The 17,443-nt window shown below is 47.8% G+C and carries 16 protein-coding genes and 1 riboswitch; of the genes, 12 read left to right on the top strand and 4 right to left on the bottom strand.

Annotated elements, in window-relative coordinates; translation table 11 throughout:
* Positions 1-119 precede the first annotated feature (119 nt).
* Both ACFPYJ_RS30955 and ACFPYJ_RS30960 read right to left on the bottom strand, forming a co-directional pair.
* Positions 120-704 (bottom strand): hypothetical protein, encoded by a 585-nt coding sequence (locus ACFPYJ_RS30955; protein ID WP_379192117.1) that lies wholly within the window; start codon positions 702-704, stop codon positions 120-122.
* 8 nt (positions 705-712) lie between these two features.
* Positions 713-1,237, bottom strand: coding sequence for a DinB family protein (locus tag ACFPYJ_RS30960; protein WP_379192118.1), 525 nt, complete (start codon positions 1,235-1,237; stop codon positions 713-715).
* Positions 1,238-1,380: 143 nt separating this feature from the next.
* Here ACFPYJ_RS30960 and ACFPYJ_RS30965 point away from each other — a divergent pair, with 143 nt between their 5' ends.
* The gene (locus tag ACFPYJ_RS30965; RefSeq protein ID WP_379192119.1) at positions 1,381-1,887 is read left to right on the top strand and encodes a hypothetical protein; all 507 of its coding nucleotides are present in this window, start codon (positions 1,381-1,383) and stop codon (positions 1,885-1,887) included.
* An 87-nt stretch (positions 1,888-1,974) separates the two neighbouring features.
* Here the strand turns inward: ACFPYJ_RS30965 and ACFPYJ_RS30970 are convergent, their stop codons facing one another.
* Complete coding sequence (locus tag ACFPYJ_RS30970; RefSeq protein WP_379192120.1) at positions 1,975-2,304, bottom strand: hypothetical protein; 330 nt, start codon at positions 2,302-2,304, stop codon at positions 1,975-1,977.
* Here ACFPYJ_RS30970 and ACFPYJ_RS30975 point away from each other — a divergent pair.
* Complete coding sequence (locus ACFPYJ_RS30975) at positions 2,303-2,569, top strand: sensor histidine kinase (RefSeq protein WP_379192121.1); 267 nt, start codon at positions 2,303-2,305, stop codon at positions 2,567-2,569. The two genes, ACFPYJ_RS30970 and ACFPYJ_RS30975, sit on opposite strands and share 2 nt — an antisense overlap.
* Positions 2,570-2,736: 167 nt before the next feature.
* Here ACFPYJ_RS30975 and ACFPYJ_RS30980 read toward each other — a convergent pair whose 3' ends face one another.
* Entirely contained in the window at positions 2,737-4,014 is a 1,278-nt protein-coding gene (locus ACFPYJ_RS30980; RefSeq protein ID WP_379192122.1) for an adenylosuccinate synthase, read from the bottom strand.
* Positions 4,015-4,122: 108 nt separating this feature from the next.
* Here ACFPYJ_RS30980 and ACFPYJ_RS30985 point away from each other — a divergent pair, with 108 nt between their 5' ends.
* The 10 genes from ACFPYJ_RS30985 to ACFPYJ_RS31035 all read left to right on the top strand — a co-directional run bounded on the left by ACFPYJ_RS30985 (position 4,123) and on the right by ACFPYJ_RS31035 (position 17,382).
* Positions 4,123-5,019: a LysR family transcriptional regulator gene (locus ACFPYJ_RS30985; RefSeq protein WP_379192123.1), complete on the top strand. Its 897-nt coding sequence runs from the start codon at positions 4,123-4,125 to the stop codon at positions 5,017-5,019.
* A gap of 417 nt (positions 5,020-5,436) precedes the next feature.
* Positions 5,437-5,607, top strand: a riboswitch (cyclic di-AMP (ydaO/yuaA leader).
* A gap of 117 nt (positions 5,608-5,724) precedes the next feature.
* Positions 5,725-6,180 (top strand): hypothetical protein, encoded by a 456-nt coding sequence (locus tag ACFPYJ_RS30990; protein WP_379192124.1) that lies wholly within the window; start codon positions 5,725-5,727, stop codon positions 6,178-6,180.
* 106 nt (positions 6,181-6,286) lie between these two features.
* Entirely contained in the window at positions 6,287-6,697 is a 411-nt protein-coding gene (locus ACFPYJ_RS30995) for a hypothetical protein (RefSeq protein ID WP_379192125.1), read from the top strand.
* A 286-nt stretch (positions 6,698-6,983) separates the two neighbouring features.
* On the top strand, positions 6,984-8,654 hold the full coding sequence (gene kdpA, locus ACFPYJ_RS31005; RefSeq protein ID WP_379192214.1) for a potassium-transporting ATPase subunit KdpA: 1,671 nt from the start codon (positions 6,984-6,986) through the stop codon (positions 8,652-8,654).
* A 27-nt stretch (positions 8,655-8,681) separates the two neighbouring features.
* A complete protein-coding gene (gene kdpB, locus ACFPYJ_RS31010) occupies positions 8,682-10,724 on the top strand; it encodes a potassium-transporting ATPase subunit KdpB (RefSeq protein WP_379192126.1) in 2,043 nt (680 codons plus the stop codon).
* Between the two features lie 28 nt (positions 10,725-10,752).
* Entirely contained in the window at positions 10,753-11,316 is a 564-nt protein-coding gene (gene kdpC / locus ACFPYJ_RS31015) for a potassium-transporting ATPase subunit KdpC (protein ID WP_379192127.1), read from the top strand.
* 74 nt (positions 11,317-11,390) lie between these two features.
* Entirely contained in the window at positions 11,391-13,691 is a 2,301-nt protein-coding gene (locus ACFPYJ_RS31020; protein ID WP_379192128.1) for a histidine kinase, read from the top strand.
* A 4-nt stretch (positions 13,692-13,695) separates the two neighbouring features.
* Positions 13,696-15,258 (top strand): DUF4118 domain-containing protein, encoded by a 1,563-nt coding sequence (locus ACFPYJ_RS31025; protein ID WP_379192129.1) that lies wholly within the window; start codon positions 13,696-13,698, stop codon positions 15,256-15,258.
* Positions 15,224-15,919 carry a response regulator gene (locus tag ACFPYJ_RS31030; protein WP_379192130.1) on the top strand — a complete coding sequence of 232 codons (696 nt, stop codon included), beginning with the start codon at positions 15,224-15,226 and terminating at the stop codon, positions 15,917-15,919. Before ACFPYJ_RS31025 ends, ACFPYJ_RS31030 begins: the two co-directional genes overlap by 35 nt.
* A 245-nt stretch (positions 15,920-16,164) precedes the next feature.
* Positions 16,165-17,382 carry a beta-propeller fold lactonase family protein gene (locus tag ACFPYJ_RS31035; protein WP_379192131.1) on the top strand — a complete coding sequence of 406 codons (1,218 nt, stop codon included), beginning with the start codon at positions 16,165-16,167 and terminating at the stop codon, positions 17,380-17,382.
* The last annotated feature ends 61 nt before the right edge of the window (positions 17,383-17,443 follow it).

Raw genomic sequence — 17,443 nt, forward strand, 5'->3', positions numbered from 1 at the left:
CACCTCTCCTCGTTAACGTAATTATCTATCTACACTTAACAGGTGTCCACTTTTTATTCTAGCTCCATCCATACAGTTATATCGCCCCAAATAAGCTTATGGAGCTCATTTGGGCTTTTTTAACTGGAAATTTCCAGTATAGCGCTATTTTGAACGTCTAAAGCCCGAAATAGATGTAAAAATCCAGTATAGATGCAGCACGCGTCGCTCGGTTGACTGCGAACACGGTTCGCTCCGCCAAGTGTGCGGTTGATTACGAACACGATATCGCCCGGCCAAGTGTGCGGTTGACTGCGAACACGGTATCGCTCCGCCAAGTGTGCGGTTGATTGCGAACACGGTATCGCTCCGCCAAGTGTGCGGTTGATTACGAACACGATATCGCCCGGCCAAGTGTGCGGTTGACTGCGAACACGGTAGCGTTCCGCCAATCGTGCGGTTTGACTGCGAACATAGTATCGCCCGGCCAGTCGTGCGGTTGATTGCGAACACGGTAGCGTTCCGCCAATCGTGCGGTTTGACTGCGAACACAGTATCGCCCGGCCAGTCGTGCGGTTGACTGCGAACACGGCATCGCTCCGCCAAGTGTGCGGTTGATTGCGAACACGGTATCGCTCCGCCAATCGTGCGGTTTGACTGCGAACACAGTATCGCTCCGCCAATCGTGCGGTCGATTGCGAACAAGGTATCGTTCTGCCAATCATGCGGTTGATTAGCTTCTGCCGAGCCCATATCTCGATTCTAATATATTGCGGTGATGCTTCTCATGGCCGGCAATAACATAGGCGGCCGCATTTACGGTCAGCTTCGTGTCATACAATGTACCCTTCCGATACCAGGCTTCTTCCTTCAGGCCCTTTAGCAGCAGGATCGTAGAGCGTCTTACCAAGGTGAATTCCTCTATCAGGCTGCTGATTGGCTGAAGGTTAAATGCAGCTTCGGCGACAAACTGATTCTCATCATAGCTCACACAATTGTATTGGTCCCCGCGCGCGATGCGCAGCATCCGGTAAGACCAGATCCGCTCATTATCCGTAATATGACCCAGAACCTCTTTAATGCTCCATTTGCCCTCCGCATATCGGTAGTCCGCTTGCTCTTCCGTTAATTGCCCGAGCAGGGTGACCGTTTCACTTAGATGATCAGTCAGCAGCCCGATAATGCTGCCATCAGGTACGAGATTAATATATTGGCCAAAATACGGGGCAAATTCATTTTGCTGCGGTCTAGCGCTCATCGTCAGCACCTCCGGTTTATCGTTTTTTACCATTTTATACGAGAGCTGCCAGGGTGTAAACTGTAAGGAAGAAGGAATGAAGAAGGCATGAGAAGAATGATTAAAGGATCAATCAAGACGATAAATATAGGGAGCGTATGAACATGAGTGAATTTAGCGAAAGCTATCACCTGAAATCGGATAATCAGCAGGAAGTGATAGAGCTTCTTAACCGTGCAAAGGTCGGCGGGTATGTGTTTCCAGTAACAAACGGCTGGGTTACCTTCGTTATAGATGGAGGTACATATCAGTCTGTGCCTTCTTTGTTCGAAGCGAACACAGGTCTGCTCTTCCATTACGAGTATGCGGAGGATCACGGGTGGGGATTCGGCCTCTGGGCAGGCCAAAGCTGTCTGAGCCAGTATTCCTGTGATTGGAATGAAGATCTGGTCATTGATGACAGTAAACTGAATCTCGAACAGCTGTCACAATCAACGGGAGCGGCTCTTGATGAACTTAAAGAACTGCTGTATCCGGCAGACATCGATTTCATCTTCGAGAGCACTCCCGCTTATGCAGCAGCCGAACGAATAGGCCTCGTAAACTTTGAATGGTTATCCGGTGATTATATGGATAGTGATGAACGCCTGGAAGGTGTTACAAGGGTGTAAGCTCCGGCTGGAGACATCCCAAAAATAGGCTGCCCCGCGAAGATTTCTGATCAACTTGCCGCGGGAGCAGCCATGTCGTGCATGCAGCTATTCGTTTAGATACGTGTTCAACCGGTTGCCAAGCGATTTGGCGACGGCATCGGCCGATTTGCTGCCGGAGAAATAAGCTTCGGATTCCTCGGTGATCATGATGAGCACTTTCGGATCCTGGTTGCTGTACTTGCCGACAGAAGGGATCAGGTCCGACAGCTTGCTCAGGTCCTCTTCGGTTAGCGTAGGTTGAGTGGTTTCGCCGTCCGGACCCCTTAACATGATTTTCGCTCCCTTGCCTTCGCCGCTGCCTTTACCCTCTAAGATTTGCTTCGTCTGCTCGAGCCCGGCTTTAAGCGCAGCTTTGTTGACGGGAAAACTCATCATGCTTCTGGCTTTGTTCTACTCCCGGGACGGCGGCGAATGGCGCTTCTGCGTCCATAATGAAGGAGAGCCGATCCCGGAGGAGGAGCTCCCGCGCATATGGGGCCAATTTTACCGTGTCGACAAAGCGCGCACCCGTGAAAGCGGCGGAACCGGTATCGGGCTCGCCATCGTGAAGCAAATTCTCGAATTGCACGGCAGCCGTTTCGAGGCGCACAATGAACGGGGAGGCGTGTCGTTCACGTTCACGCTTCCGGCGGCGGAATAGAAGGATTCAACTGAACCCGCGTCAAACACGGCTTTTTTATTCGGGAGCACTCCAGCTTATGCGGCGACTGAACGAATGAGCCTCGCAAACGTTGAATGGTTATCCTGCGATTATATGAATATTGACGAACGCTTGGAAGGCGTTACAAGGGTCTAAGCCTCCGGCTGTCATCTTTCAATGAGCTGCTCCCGTCTTGGACCGACTGAAATCCAGCGGACGGGCACCCCGATTCTTTCCTCGATATAACGGACATAGTGCTGCGCATTCGGCGGAAGCTCGTCAAACTGTCGAATATGCGAAATATCCTCCAGCCAGCCAGGCAGCATCTCCAGAATCGGCTTTGCTTTCGCAAGCTCTGGAGTCGCCGGGAATCGGGTAACACGGGCACCCTCTATCTCATAGGCGGTGCAAACCGGAATAGACGCCAGGTAGCCAAGTACATCCAGGTTGGTCAAAGCAGCCTCGGTCGCGCCTTGCAGCTGGCAGCCATATGCGGTTGCGGCTGCATCGAACCACCCCATGCGTCTTGGACGGCCTGTTGTCACCCCGAATTCTCCCGCATCTCCTCCAAGCCTCCGCAGCTCAGCGGCCTCATCACCTTCAATTTGAGAAACAAAGGGACCTTCACCGACAGCGCTGGAATAAGCCTTCGTTACGGCAATGATGCGATTGATGGCATGCGGGGGAACGCCCGCCCCAACCGAAGCGTAACCAGCAAGCGTGGAAGATGAAGTGGAGTAGGGATAGATGCCGTGATCGGGATCTCTCAGAGCGCCGAGCTGTCCTTCGACAAGGACAGAATCTCCTCTTCGCAGCGCATCCTGAAGGAGCTGCGAGGTATCGCATACATAGGGATGAAGCCGTTTGCCAGCTTCGAGCAGACCGTCTACGAGCTCATCAGCATCAATTGGAGGCCTGTCGTATAAATGCTCGAGCAGCACGTTCTTCGCTGCCAGCGAAGCTTTCAGCCGTTCTCTAAGACGCCGCTCCACGTATAGATCGGCTACCTGAATACCGAGCTTGGCGGCTTTATCCGCATAGAATGGCGCTATTCCTGACCGGGTTGAGCCGAATTGATGCTCCCCGAGACGCTCCTCCTCAAGCACATCGAACAGCTTATGATAAGGAAGCAGCAGCTGGGCGCGATCGGATACGCGTAAATTCGGTTCTGGAACACCTCTGGCCAGCAAGCTGTCCCATTCGCTGAACAGGTCCTCCATATTGAGGGCGACTCCCGTGCCGATCACATTCGTAGTCTCCGGATAAAAGACGCCGGAGGGCAGCAGGTGAAGCGCGAACTTCCCATACTCATTAATAATGGTATGACCGGCGTTGCTGCCGCCCTGATACCGGACGACATAGCGCGCATTCCCTGCCAGAGCATCCGTTATTTTGCCCTTGCCCTCATCTCCCCAGTTCGCACCCACAATAGCTGTTATTGTCATGTCATTCGTCCTTTCTATTGGAAATCTTTTGATAACTCCATTATAATTCGCTTAAATGTCATTAATAAAATGAATAATAGTTATACCTCATATAAAGGTGGTTAATGGATGGCGGAGAACTTGGATTGGTATCGCGTTTTTTATTACACAGCTGTCACCGGGAGTTTATCCACAGCGGCAGAGGCGTTATTCATTACTCAGCCCGCGGTTACGCATACGTTAAAGCAGCTGGAATCGAAGCTTGGCGGGCAATTATTCTTCCGGACTTCAAAGGGGGTCAAGCTGACAGCTGAGGGCGAGGCTCTCTTTCCTTATATTGAGCAGGCGTATCATTTTATTGAAAATGGCGAGCGGAAAATAGCTGACATGCATCAGCTTCTGGGCGGCGACATCAAAATCGGGGCAGGCGATACGCTTTCCAGGCACTATCTGCTGCCGTATCTGGCTGCTTTCCACGACAAGTACCCCGCTATCAAAATCCAGGTCACGAACCGCACCACGCTGGAGACGCTGGCATTGCTGAAGCAGGGCAGAATCGATCTTGGAATCGTGAATTTACCTGTCACGGATCCGGATATTGAAGTCCAGGAAACGCTTGTCATCGAAGATTGCTTCATAGCAGGGCCGGAATTCAAGCACTTGTCGGAGCGTCCGGTCTCTTGGGGGGAGCTGATGGAATATCCTATCATTTTGCTGGAGAAAGGAAGCGTTACTCGGGCTTATATCGATGGGGTTGCGAAGAAACAGGGGGTGAGGATAAACCCGGAAATCGAGCTTGGGAGTATTGATTTATTGGTAGAGTTCACCCGGACCGGGCTCGGAATCGCTTGCGTGATCAAGAATTTTATTAAGGCAGAGCTTCTTCACCATGATCTCTATGAAATCGAATTAGAGCAGCCGATCCCCTCTCGGAGAGTCGGCATTGCCAAGCTGAAAAAATTGCCTTTGACCGCAGCTGCGCATGCCTTTATCGCTTCAATGCTTACAGAGCTTGAGCCTGATTAGGACAACTAGTTGCCTGCTGCCGTGTGACGATGCTAAGGAAGCCATGATAATTCTCCTTTTGACTCTTTGGTCGGTATTGCGAATCGGCTCAAAAAAACGCTTTGCTGGATGCTCTACGGATTAATTTTAACGTTGAACCGCATAAAAAGGAGGTAAAGAATCTATTACAAACCTATAAAAATAAAATAAAAATGCTTACCCTCTCATTCATCAAAAAAGTCGTTGAAAAATCGGAAGGGCACTACAAATGACTAAAACGGAAGTAAGCCTAAGCATTTATATTGAAAATGAATGTGTTCTCTAATTGGATCCGCTTTCATCTCGAAAAATAAGTAAAAAAAACCGAAATAAGTCTCTCCACAGCGTTTTACAACCCTTGCTAGAAAGCGTAACATTCGGTGCAACAACTTCACATCAGGAATCAAAACGTTGAGTCCCCGCAAGGGGAACGGGGGAACCAACCAAAAGCCGTTTGAATGTAAAAAACGGTTCTCGGGGTGAATCCAGAGCAAGCGCTGCTTGCCGAGGTAGGGCACTTCCAAGCCCGAATCCGACAGCTAACCTCGTAAGCGTATTGGGAGAGAACCACCTTCGATCGTGCCTTGAACAGCTCGTTTATTGACGCTGCAAAGAAGCCCGGGAGCAGAGATTCTCTGCTCGTAGGCTTCTTTTTGTTTTCCAAAAATTGAGGAGAGTGAATCTATTATGCACCAACCCCTGTCTCTATTAAAAGAAGCTGATGAATGTACCAAGGAATGTAAGGTCACCCGAATTGAATGTTTTCAATTTGACTGTGAGCTATCAGATAAGCTGATGCCTGGACATGGCGCCGATTGTCATTGCGGCATACTTACGATCTCAACAAATCTCGGAACATGCGGTTTAGGGGAGTTCGTCATTCCATGCGGGAGCTTGAAGGGGGATTTCGTTCAATGGGCATCTGTTTTTCAGCGGATCAAAGGCCTCACCCTTACGGAAGGTTTGCATTACGTTCATCAGAAACAAGAGGCATGGGGAGACGTAAGAACCCATTTAATTGAATCGGCTTTAACGGATCTAGCTGGAAAATTTGAATACTCATCTGCAGGCAAACAAGAACTAAGCTTCCTATTGGATCGCACTTATTTATTTGACCATTCTCAAGCCTATATCACTTTCTAGGATAAAGCATTTTTATGTTTTTTTTATACAGTTGCTATAGATTCTTTACCCCCTTTTTATACGGTTCGGCGTTACAATAGCTCAGGGAAGGAGGGCGGTGTTCCTCATGCAAAGTGATTTTTTGCTGATAGCTGCGCCGACCAAGGCAGGCGATGACTTTATGCAGCAAGCAAAGTTGAGTGGGTTACCTTTTATTGCATTAATCAACAACAAGATGGAAAGACTCAGGCTAGAAGGGCGAGGTGTGAAACAAATTATCCAAGTGAATACGTCGGAACCGGGAACAGCGGCCATTCCCGAGTATCCGATCGGAAACGTAATTCTGTTCGAGGAGAGCCTGCCATTATGCTGCCGGGTTATCCAGATATGCCGCAGCTGGACTTCCAAGCCCATTTATGTCGTCACCCAAAGCTTCAATCCAAGATTAATTTACAAAGGGCTGGGCGCTGACTATGTCATTTATTCTAAAAATGGGGATGTCAGGTTTCTGCTGCCATCCTTTAATAACGACATATAGGTTCTGCCCTGAGTTGAAGGAGGTGTGTTATGAACAACGATGTAACCATGGTCTTTTTATTCGCCGTATCATTTCTGGCGTTTTGGGGATTTTCTAAATATTGCGAAAAAGCGTAAATGATGCTTTCGAAGTTTTTGATAAGACTTATAGGAGGCAACCTCATGATTGTTATTGGACTGATTGCATGTGCCATTGTGGTGTATCTCGGTTTTGTATTAGTGAAGCCAGAGAAATTTTAATTGCAGCAATTGAACTTAAGTATGCAAGGGGAGAACTGGCTATGGGTATGGGATTGTTACAAGTAGTCATCACACTGGTCATTATCATGCTTTTGGTTAAGCCTGTGGGTAGTTACTTGGTGAAAGTATTTGGGCATGAAAAGAGTGGTCTTGATCGTGTTTTTGCTCCATTTGAGCGTGTAACCTATCGCATAATGGGTGTGCGAGAAGATGAAGCGATGGGCTGGAAGAAGTATTTAGGATCCGTTTTGTTAGTCAATTTTGTTATGATGCTTCTGATTTATCTTGTATTTCGTCTTCAAAAATTTCTGCCTCTAAATCCGGATGGTATTGGTAATATGCCGCCTGCTTTAGCTTTTAATACGGCTGTTTCCTTTATTACCAATACGAATTGGCAAGCATACAGCGGTGAAAATACATTGTCTTACTTCTCTCAGATGGTGGCCATTACCTTCCCGATGTTTACATCGGCTGCAACCGGATTCGCTGTGGCGGTAGCTTTTATCCGCGGGTTGGTTGGCCGTCAAGATAATCTCGGAAACTTTTACGTAGATATGACCAGGGCGATTACACGCGTATTTCTGCCGCTTAGCTTCATTATTGCCCTATTTTTAGTCTTTCAAGGTATTCCGCAAACCTTGCTGGGAGCCGTGGAAGCTTCAACGCTTGATGGAGCCAAGCAAACCATTACGCGCGGGTTAGTTGCTTCGCTGGAATCAATTAAGCATATAGGCACGAACGGTGGCGGATGGTTCGGTACAAATGCTGCGCATCCTTTTGAGAATCCGACACCCCTGTCCAATCTCATCCATATTATTTGTATGATGCTGCTGCCTACATCTCTGGTGTACGCATTCGGTCTAATGATTAAGAATAAAAAGCAGGGTTGGACCCTATTTGCCGCAATGGGAATGATCTTCTTAGTGATGGTCGCTACAGTTTTCTATGCGGAGTATCGCGGTGTTCCTGCGTTAGATGCAATGGGCGTGCATGGCAACATGGAAGGCAAGGAAGTCAGATTCGGACTGTCCGAGACGGCTCTATTTACAGCAGTAACCACTGCTGCAACAACCGGCAGCGTCAATGCGATGCATGAATCGCTAACACCGCTCGGAAGCATCGTTCCTTTTGCAGAAATGATGCTGAACAATGTGTTTGGCGGCAAAGGGGTCGGTTTATTAAATGGCTTACTTTACCTCATTTTATCGGTATTCATTTGTGGACTTATGGTTGGTCGTACGCCTGAGTTTTTGGGGAAAAAGATCGAAGGCAAAGAAGTGAAATTAGCTGCCATCGCCATTCTGATTCATCCGCTCATCATTTTGGCACCGACGGCTCTGGCGTTGTCACGTCCCGAATCCATTGCTTCGATATCCAATCAAGGACTTCACGGGCTTTCTGAAGTGCTTTATGCTTTCACTTCGGGTGCGGCTAATAATGGCTCTGCATTTGGTGGTTTAAGTGCCAATACGAACTTCTATAACGTGAGCATCGGTATCGTAATGCTGGTTGGGCGTTACATTTCAATGATCGCGATGATGGCTATTGCCGGTTCTCTTGCTGTGAAGCGTGTAGTTCCTGTAACGTCAGGTACACTTCGGACGAATACACCTTTATTTATGGGGATTTTAATTATGATTATTCTAGTTATCGGTGCTCTAACGTTCTTCCCGGCGCTGGCATTGGGGCCGATTGCTGAACATTTGGCGGCGCAATAAGGTGAGGCGTAGAGAGGGAGGATTTGAATGGCTGTGGAACGTAAAAAAACAATGACAAAAGAAATTATGAATCAAGCTATCGTTGATTCGTTTAAAAAATTAAATCCTTTGAGCATGATTAAGAATCCGGTTATGTTTGTTGTCGAAGTAGGTACGGTCATTACGTTACTTCTATCACTTTCACTTGATCTATTTGGCACCACGAACGTAGGCCGGGGTTATAATATCACTGTTTTCTTGATCCTGCTCTTCACGCTGCTGTTTGCTAACTTCGCAGAAGCATTGGCTGAAGGGCGGGGTAAGGCACAGGCGGACTCCCTTCGGAAGACGAAATCGGATACGAAGGCTCGATTGGTTCAAAAGGATGGTTCTTATAAGGAAGTGTCTTCAACTTCGCTGCGTAAGGGTGATTTGGTTCGCATTGAAATTGGAGAGATCATCCCGTCTGACGGCGAAATCATTGAAGGTTTAGCATCGATTGATGAATCAGCCATTACAGGTGAATCCGCCCCGGTTATTAAGGAAGCAGGCGGCGACTTTTCTTCGGTAACAGGCGGTACACGGGTAGCTTCTGACTATATCGTTGTCAAAGTGACGACCGATCCAGGCGAATCGTTCTTGGATCGCATGATCGCTCTCGTTGAAGGCGCCAAACGGCAGAAAACGCCGAATGAAATTGCTTTAACAACGCTGCTTGCTGTTTTGACACTGATTTTCTTAATCGTCATTATGACCATGGTACCGATGGCACAGTATTTGGATGTGAAATTGGAGATTTCCACACTGATCGCGCTGCTCGTCTGTCTCATTCCGACGACAATCGGCGGTCTCTTATCAGCAATTGGTATCGCTGGCATGGATCGTGTGACACAGTTTAACGTGCTTGCCATGTCGGGTAAGGCTGTTGAGGCTGCTGGTGACATTGATACCATGATTCTCGATAAAACGGGGACGATCACATTCGGGAATCGGATGGCTTCGGAGTTTGTACCTGTAAACGGCGCAGCCGCCAAAGAGATTATTTTTACAGCTCTGCAAGCATCCGTGAAAGACGAAACGCCTGAAGGACGCTCTATTGTGGAGCTTGCCAATAAACTTGGTGAGACGTGGCAAGCCGAAGCGTATGATGGAGCGGAAGTGGTTGAGTTCTCAGCTGACACGCGTATGTCTGGTCTTAATTTAGCGGGTGGCATACAAGTCCGCAAAGGTGCGGTTGATGCGATCAAAAAATATGCGGCTGCTTTGGGCGGCAAAATTCCTAATGATTTGGAGACGATAACCAGCCGAATCGCAAAAGCCGGAGGCACTCCGCTTGCTGTAGCAGTAGGCGGTCGAATTTATGGCGTTATTTACCTCAAGGATACGGTAAAACCGGGCTTGAAGGAACGATTTGCCGAATTGCGGGCTATGGGTATCAAGACAGTCATGTGTACAGGAGATAATCCACTTACAGCAGCGACTATTGCCCTTGAGGCCGGTGTAGACGAGTTTATTGCCGAGGCGAAGCCGGAAGATAAAATCGCAGCCATTAAAAAAGAACAGCAAGAAGGTAAACTCGTCGCTATGACAGGCGACGGCACGAATGACGCTCCTGCACTTGCTCAGGCTGATGTAGGGCTCGCGATGAACTCAGGAACGATGGCTGCAAAAGAAGCTGCCAACATGATCGATCTTGATTCCGATCCGACCAAGCTGCTCTCGGTGATCTCTATTGGTAAACAACTGCTGATCACCCGCGGAGCCCTAACGACGTTTTCCATCGCGAACGACATTGCCAAATATTTTGCGATCATTCCGGCGATGTTTATTATTGCTATGCCGCAGCTGCAAGCCATGAATATTATGAATCTGGCTTCGCCGGAATCGGCCATCTTATCAGCGCTGATTTTCAATGCCATCATCATACCACTGCTGATTCCAATTGCGATGAAGGGTGTTAAGTACCGGGCGATGTCGGCTGATAAATTATTGTCACGTAATGTTCTGCTGTATGGTCTAGGCGGTGTGGCCGTGCCATTCTTTGGTATTAAAATCATCGATATGGTGCTTCATGGATTAAACATCGTATAAAGAGAAGGAGAAACGAGGAGATAGCGTTATGAAATCGGTTATTACAGCTGTTCGAGTGTCTTTATTGTTCATGATCCTCTGCGGGATCATCTATCCTTTGGCAACGACAGGCGTTGCTCAAGTTTTATTCCCTAAACAAGCGAATGGAAGTCTCATAGAATCGGCCGGTGTCGTGATTGGATCGGAATTGCTGGCTCAAAATGTAGAGTCACCGAAGCTGTTTCATCCAAGAGCATCGGCAGCCAAATATGATCCAACTGCTTCATCAGGCTCCAATGTGGCGGTTGCTTCCAGTGATTATGCGCAAGGAATTGCGGATAAGATTGACGCCTTGAAAAAGTTAAATCCAGAGCTAACAGATATCCCTGCTGATTTGATAACCGTTTCCGGCTCCGGTTTCGATCCTGATTTGTCCCCGGAAGGGGCCAAAGCGCAGGTACCGAGAATTAGCAAGGAAACGGGGATTTCTGAGAAGTCCCTAGGCGATCTCATTGACCGGTTTACAAAAACCAGGCAGCTCGGGGTTTTCGGTGAGCCCAGGGTGAATGTAACCGAATTAAATATGGAGCTGCTAAAGCAAATCAAATTGTAAGAAGCAGACAACCACTCTCGTTTATAATGAGAGTGGTTTCTGCGTCATATTAGGGATTAGGAGAATGATGCCATTTGGATGGTTTCAAAAGAAAAACCCCGGAAGAGATCCTATTTTCGATCTCCAAACTGCACCGCGGCAGCTTGAAAATTTATATCGGTGCAGTCAGCGGATCAGGTAAAACCTATCACATGCTTCGGGAAGGGCATAATCTCAAGCAGCAGGGGATCGATGTGGTCATTTGTGCCGTATCGACGCTCCAAAGACCGGAAACCGTAGAACAATTGGGGGATTTGGAAAGGGTACCGAGCATTCATTGGATCAAAGACGGGGTCGCGCAAAAAGATTTAAATTTGGATGCGATAATCGAAAGAAATCCGGAGGTTGTCCTCGTAGACGGTCTAGCCCATCTTAATCGTTCCAGCGCCAGCTTTCCAACTCGGTTGGAAGATATCAAGTTTTTACTTTCCAACAACATTAGTGTAATTACCACAGTGAATGTGTATGAGCTGGAAGAGGCGATGGAGGTTGCCCATAAGCTAACAGGCATTGAAGTGGAACACTGTGTTCCCTCGGATACGCTAGAATTGGCCGATGAGGTAAGATTAATTGATGCAACGCCGGAAATGATATTAAATCGACTGGAAGAAGGCCACTTAAAGGGAAATAAAGATTCAGCTTTATTCAAGAGAGGCAATTTAGGAGTGCTGAGAGAATTGGCACTCCGCCTTGTTGCAGAGGACGTTAACGATTCATTGGAAGAACATCGGGAACAAATGGGCTTTATGGGTCCATCTGGGGCGACCGAGCGTATTCTAGTAACGACGCAGTATCATTGGAACGGTTCTATTTATGTGCGCAGAGGACAACAGATTGCTAAGCGATTGAACGGTGATCTTCATGTTGTAACGCTGCGTAAATTCAATAAAACACTTACGAAAGAAGCAGCTGCTTTTCGCAGATCCATCATGAAGCTTGTTGAAAAAGTCGGCGGCAAATTTGAAGAGCTGCCTCTCAGGTGGCGTCGCTCTATCGCTCAAACAATAGTCAACTATGCGATCGATCATAAAGTAACACGCATTGTTATGGGTCATTCGAAACAAACCAAATGGCAAACCTTTTTACAAGGCTCTGTCATCAATGGTTTATTAAAACGAACCAAAAAAATCGATGTGTTCTTGCTTGCCGATCGTGCTTCTCAGGAGGGTGAGCGCATTCTTCCCGCCCATATGCATCCGCTGAAGGAACCTTACAAATATAAGCGTCTGAGCAAGCAAGAAGTCCAAGCGAAAATCGAAAAAATCAAACGCGGCAGATTTAAAGTCTACATTGGAGCTGCCCCTGGCGTTGGTAAAACCTATACGATGCTCCGGGAAGGCAATGATCTGCTCAAAAAGAGGATCGATGTGAAGATTGGACTACTCGAAACGCATGGTAGAAAAGAGACACTCGAACAGATAGGTGAACTCGAAATCATTCCGCGGTCAGAGATTCAGTATCAAGGTGTAAGGCTTGAGGAAATGGATACAGAAAGCATCATCCGTCTGAGACCTGAAGTGATTTTGGTTGATGAATTAGCGCATTCGAATGTACCCGGCAGTAAGAATAAAAAGCGGTATGAAGATGTGCTGGAAATTTTGGAAGCGGGTATATCGGTGATTGCAACGGTTAACGTTCAACACTTGGAGAGCTTAAATGATGCCGTGGAACAGATTACAGGTATTCGAGTTCGGGAAACCGTTCCAGACAGTATTCTTCGTGCTGCGGATGAAGTACAGTTAATCGACGTTGCACCTATAGCCTTGCAGCTTCGCATGAGGGAAGGTAAGATCTATGCGATGGCAAAGGTAGATCAAGCGTTGAATAATTTCTTTAAAACTGGAAATCTGATCGCCTTACGGGAGCTCGCATTACGCGAAATTGCTGATGATGTAGATGAACGTTTGGAATCTATGGAGCGCAAAAGCTCGCTTCGCGGCCCATGGCGAAGACAAGAGGTTATTTACGTATGCGTCACGGAAATCTCACAAGCAGATCGCTTAATACGTCGGGGCTTTCGGATCGCGCATCGGCTTAAAGCCACTTGGCACGTAAGCTTTATTGCGATGGGAAGTGCAGATGAGTGGAGTCAAAAGCTGGATGCTTTAGAGACGCTGACCGTTAGGCTCGGAGGCGAGTTTTCGTATCAAGAAGTTGCGGGCCGCAGGCAAATCCCCTATGTTTTTGCTTCCAAAGCAAGTGAGGCTGGAGCTACGCAAATTATCGTATGGAAAGACGCCGGTGTTAAAAAACTTTTGCAGCTTGCCAATCATATGGATGTACTCATTGTTGCAGACTATGATTCGTGGAAATCTTCGGGAAATAAGGTAAAATAAAAACATGGAGACTCAAAAAAATGAATTTGTAAGCTGGAAGTCGTATTTGATTACAGCTCTGTTTATTGTCCTACTGACGATACTGTTAAAAGCTTTCGGTCTTTTTTTTGATTTGATAAATATTTCGCTTCTTTACTTATTTCCTGTTCTGTTTAGTGCTGTACGTTTAGGGAGGGGGCCTTCCTTTTTTGCTGCGGGAATTGGTGTGTTGGCTTTTGATTTCTTTTTTATTCCTCCTACCTTAAGCCTAACGGTTTCAGATTTGCGTTATTTGATTTCTTTTATTGTGTTTCTATCTGTCGCGGCCCTTACGGCAAGCTTGGCTGACAAACTGCGGAATCAATTCCATCAAGCGCAGCAAAGAGAAGCCAGTACGGCTGCTCTGTACGCGCTAAGTCGTAAGATTACAGCCATTTCAGACTTAGACGTCTTATTGAATCAGATTGTCCAGCATGTTTCAGATACGCTTGATGCGAAGGCAGCTATTATTTTGCCAAACCTGATGGGTGAACAGCAGTTAGAAGCCTATTCGAAGGATGCTGAAGGATGGGCCAGTGATGAATCCCACCTGTCTATTGCAGCATGGGTGAACAAACATAATACGATTGCAGGTCGAGGGACTCAGACATTGGGTGAGTCATCGGATCTGCATGTCCCCTTAGATACAGATCAACAGGTACATGGCGTGCTTGCTGTTTATGTAGGCGATAGAAGGTTGTCGGATATGCCGGAGCTTATTCGGATCATCGAAGCTCTTTCCGATCTTGCAGCCGTTGCGATATCTCGCGTTAAACTCGCTAATGATGCCAAGGTGGCGCAATTGACTGCGGAATCGGAGAAGCTGCGGACCGCGCTGCTGGACTCACTCTCACATGAATTACGAACGCCGCTAGCAGCGATCATAGGCTCAGTGACGGGACTCCTGGAAGGTGAGAATGTCTTTAGTCCTGAAGATCGACGAGAGCTGCTGCTTACGACGCGCGAGGGAGCTACGCGGATGAACAGGCTCGTAGGAAATTTACTGGGCATGGTTCGGATCGAGAGCGGCATGCTGCGGCTGAACAAGCAATGGTGCGGCATAGAGGATATTGTGGGTGTTGCGCTTGCGCATCTGAAGGACTCTTTGCAGCATAGAAAAGTAAGCATACGTCTTGATCAAGAACTTCCATCCGTTCCCTTGGATGATGTGCTTATCGAACAAGTGCTGATTAATGTAATCAGCAATGCCATCAAGTATTCGCCTGAAGGAAGCGAAATCGTGATCGAAGCCGAGCAAAACCGACAAATGCTTGTTTTGACCATTAAGGATGAAGGAACAGGCATTGCTCCAGGCGATTTGGAACGGGTATTTGAAAAGTTTTATAGAGGGCATTTAACCAAGCATATCCCAGGAACAGGACTAGGGCTTGCCATCTGCAAGAGTATTGTGGAAGCGCATGGCGGGCATATAACAGCGATGAAGAACGGAAATCGGGGAACGGCTATTATAATCAACTTACCTTTACAATTCGCTGAGAAAGATGGGGATGGAAATGACAACTTCTGGGGCGAAAATATTAATTATTGATGACGAACCGCAAATTCGTAAATTATTGCGAGTTACCTTAAACGCGCATGGCTTTGAAGCGGCTGAAGCCGCCACCGGACAAGAGGGCTTGCTGCAGGCAACGATGGTACGTCCTGATCTTATCGTACTAGACCTGGGGCTGCCTGATATGACCGGTATGGAAGTCCTTCAACATATTCGTGAATGGTCGCAGGTTCCGATCATTATTCTTACCGCCCAAGATCAAGAACAGGATAAGGTGGCCGCTTTAGACCGCGGTGCTGACGATTATGTTACGAAGCCGTTTGGCATGGGGGAATTTATGGCCCGCATGCGTGTTGCTTTACGGCATATCGCCAAAACGCAGGACGAACCGGTGTTGAAACTCGGTCATCTAGTCATTGATTTATCCCAGCGCAATGTAGAGCTCAGTGGTGAGAAACTCAAATTGACACCCACCGAATATGATTTGTTAAAAGTGCTCGCACTAAATGCCGGACGTGTAATGACACATAAACAATTACTCAAACAAGTTTGGGGCGGCCAGCAGTATGAATCAGACAGCCAATATCTTAGAGTGTACGTCGGTCATTTGAGGAAAAAGATCGAGGTGGACCCGACAAGACCAATGTATATTCTTACGGAGCCAGGGATTGGATATCGATTTGCTTGGCAGGAGTGAGAAGGATAGGACTGTCTGCATATGCGCTCTGTGGGCCCGGAAGTGCGCCACATCAATAAAAATCAAGTTGAGATGCATGAAACTCTTTTGGACCTTCCTCTTGGAGGTCTCTTTTTTTTGAAGGGCTAATGGTCCAAGCATCTCTATCGAACAAGCATATGTTGATAAAAAAGTGAGGAGTGGTCCCACTGGCCGTTTATTCAACAGGTGTGATACAAAACGTAGAAAATCCGAGAACAACCAAGGTGACTATCCATCTTGCAAATGATGGAAAGCTGCCGGCGCTTGCCGCAATCATACTATTTTCCTTGGTTCCGGGTGCGGGAGGGTTCAGCAGCGAGGCGGTTAATTTTACTACTCAGGTGGGGTTAGCTCCGCAGGGAACGTCGAACAGTGTCTTCTCTGTCGTCGACCTATTCGCGAATTTCGATCGATATGGGGTTCGTGTCATTACTGGAGGGCGCGGAGGCTCCAATGTTTCGGTAACGGTAATGGAAAAAGATGCCTCCAATCAGGTTATTAACAAACATATCCTAAGCGGGGAAATGGCGCAGCTTCCCGATCGGCTGAATGTGTATACGGCCAATGTGACGGGAAGAAGTGTTTCCGTTATTGATAAATCCACACAGTCGGTCCTGGCCGAATCCATCATTGTCGGGAATATACCGGCGGAAATCGCGATAACTCCCGATGGCAGAAGAGCGTACGTCACGGTGTCCGGCGACAATAAAGTCGTTGTTCTTAATACGTCGACGAATGCGATACTGAGTACGATAACGACGGGAATTTTCAATCCACAAGGGATTGCCGTTACCCCGGACGGATTGCTTGTCTATGTAGTGAACTTCGGGACCCCGAGCTCCATAGCGGTCATCAGCACCTTTTCCAATACGGTCGTCGCCTTGTTTGCCATCGGTAATCTGGCAGTGGGCACTGCCATAACGCCGGACGGAATGAGGATTTACGCAGCCAATTCGGGCTCGAATACGGTGTCTGTCATCAATCGGGCTACGAATACGGTCATTGCGACGATTCCGGTGGGCGCTGAACCGCAAAATATTGTGTTCACGCCGGACGGCAAGAATGCTTATGTCACGAATTTGGCCAGCAACACGATATCCACCATCAGCACGACTAGCTTATCCGTAGTCGGTACCCTATTCACTGCGGCATCCCCGAATGGAATAGCGATTACACCTGACGGCTCAAGATTGCTCGTAGCTAATCAGGACGCGGGTGTGGTCACGGTCATCAGTACATCGAATGGGATCAGCGTCGGCACCATCCCGGTTCCAAGCCCAATCCGTATTGCCGTAACGCCGGACGGGAAGCTTGCCTATATCACGAATGTTAATGATAATCTGATCACGGTTGTCAGCTTATTAAACAACTCGATCATTGCAAGAATCCCTACGGGGCTGGTGCATCGGGGGGTTGCCATTACACCGATATTATTGGCATAACCGCTTACAAAGCCGCTAACCGGTCATGAGCGCCATGCATATAATGAGTCTTAGCAGGGCA

Source organism: Paenibacillus solisilvae (assembly GCF_042656405.1).
Classification (GTDB): domain Bacteria; phylum Bacillota; class Bacilli; order Paenibacillales; family Paenibacillaceae; genus Paenibacillus_Z; species Paenibacillus_Z solisilvae.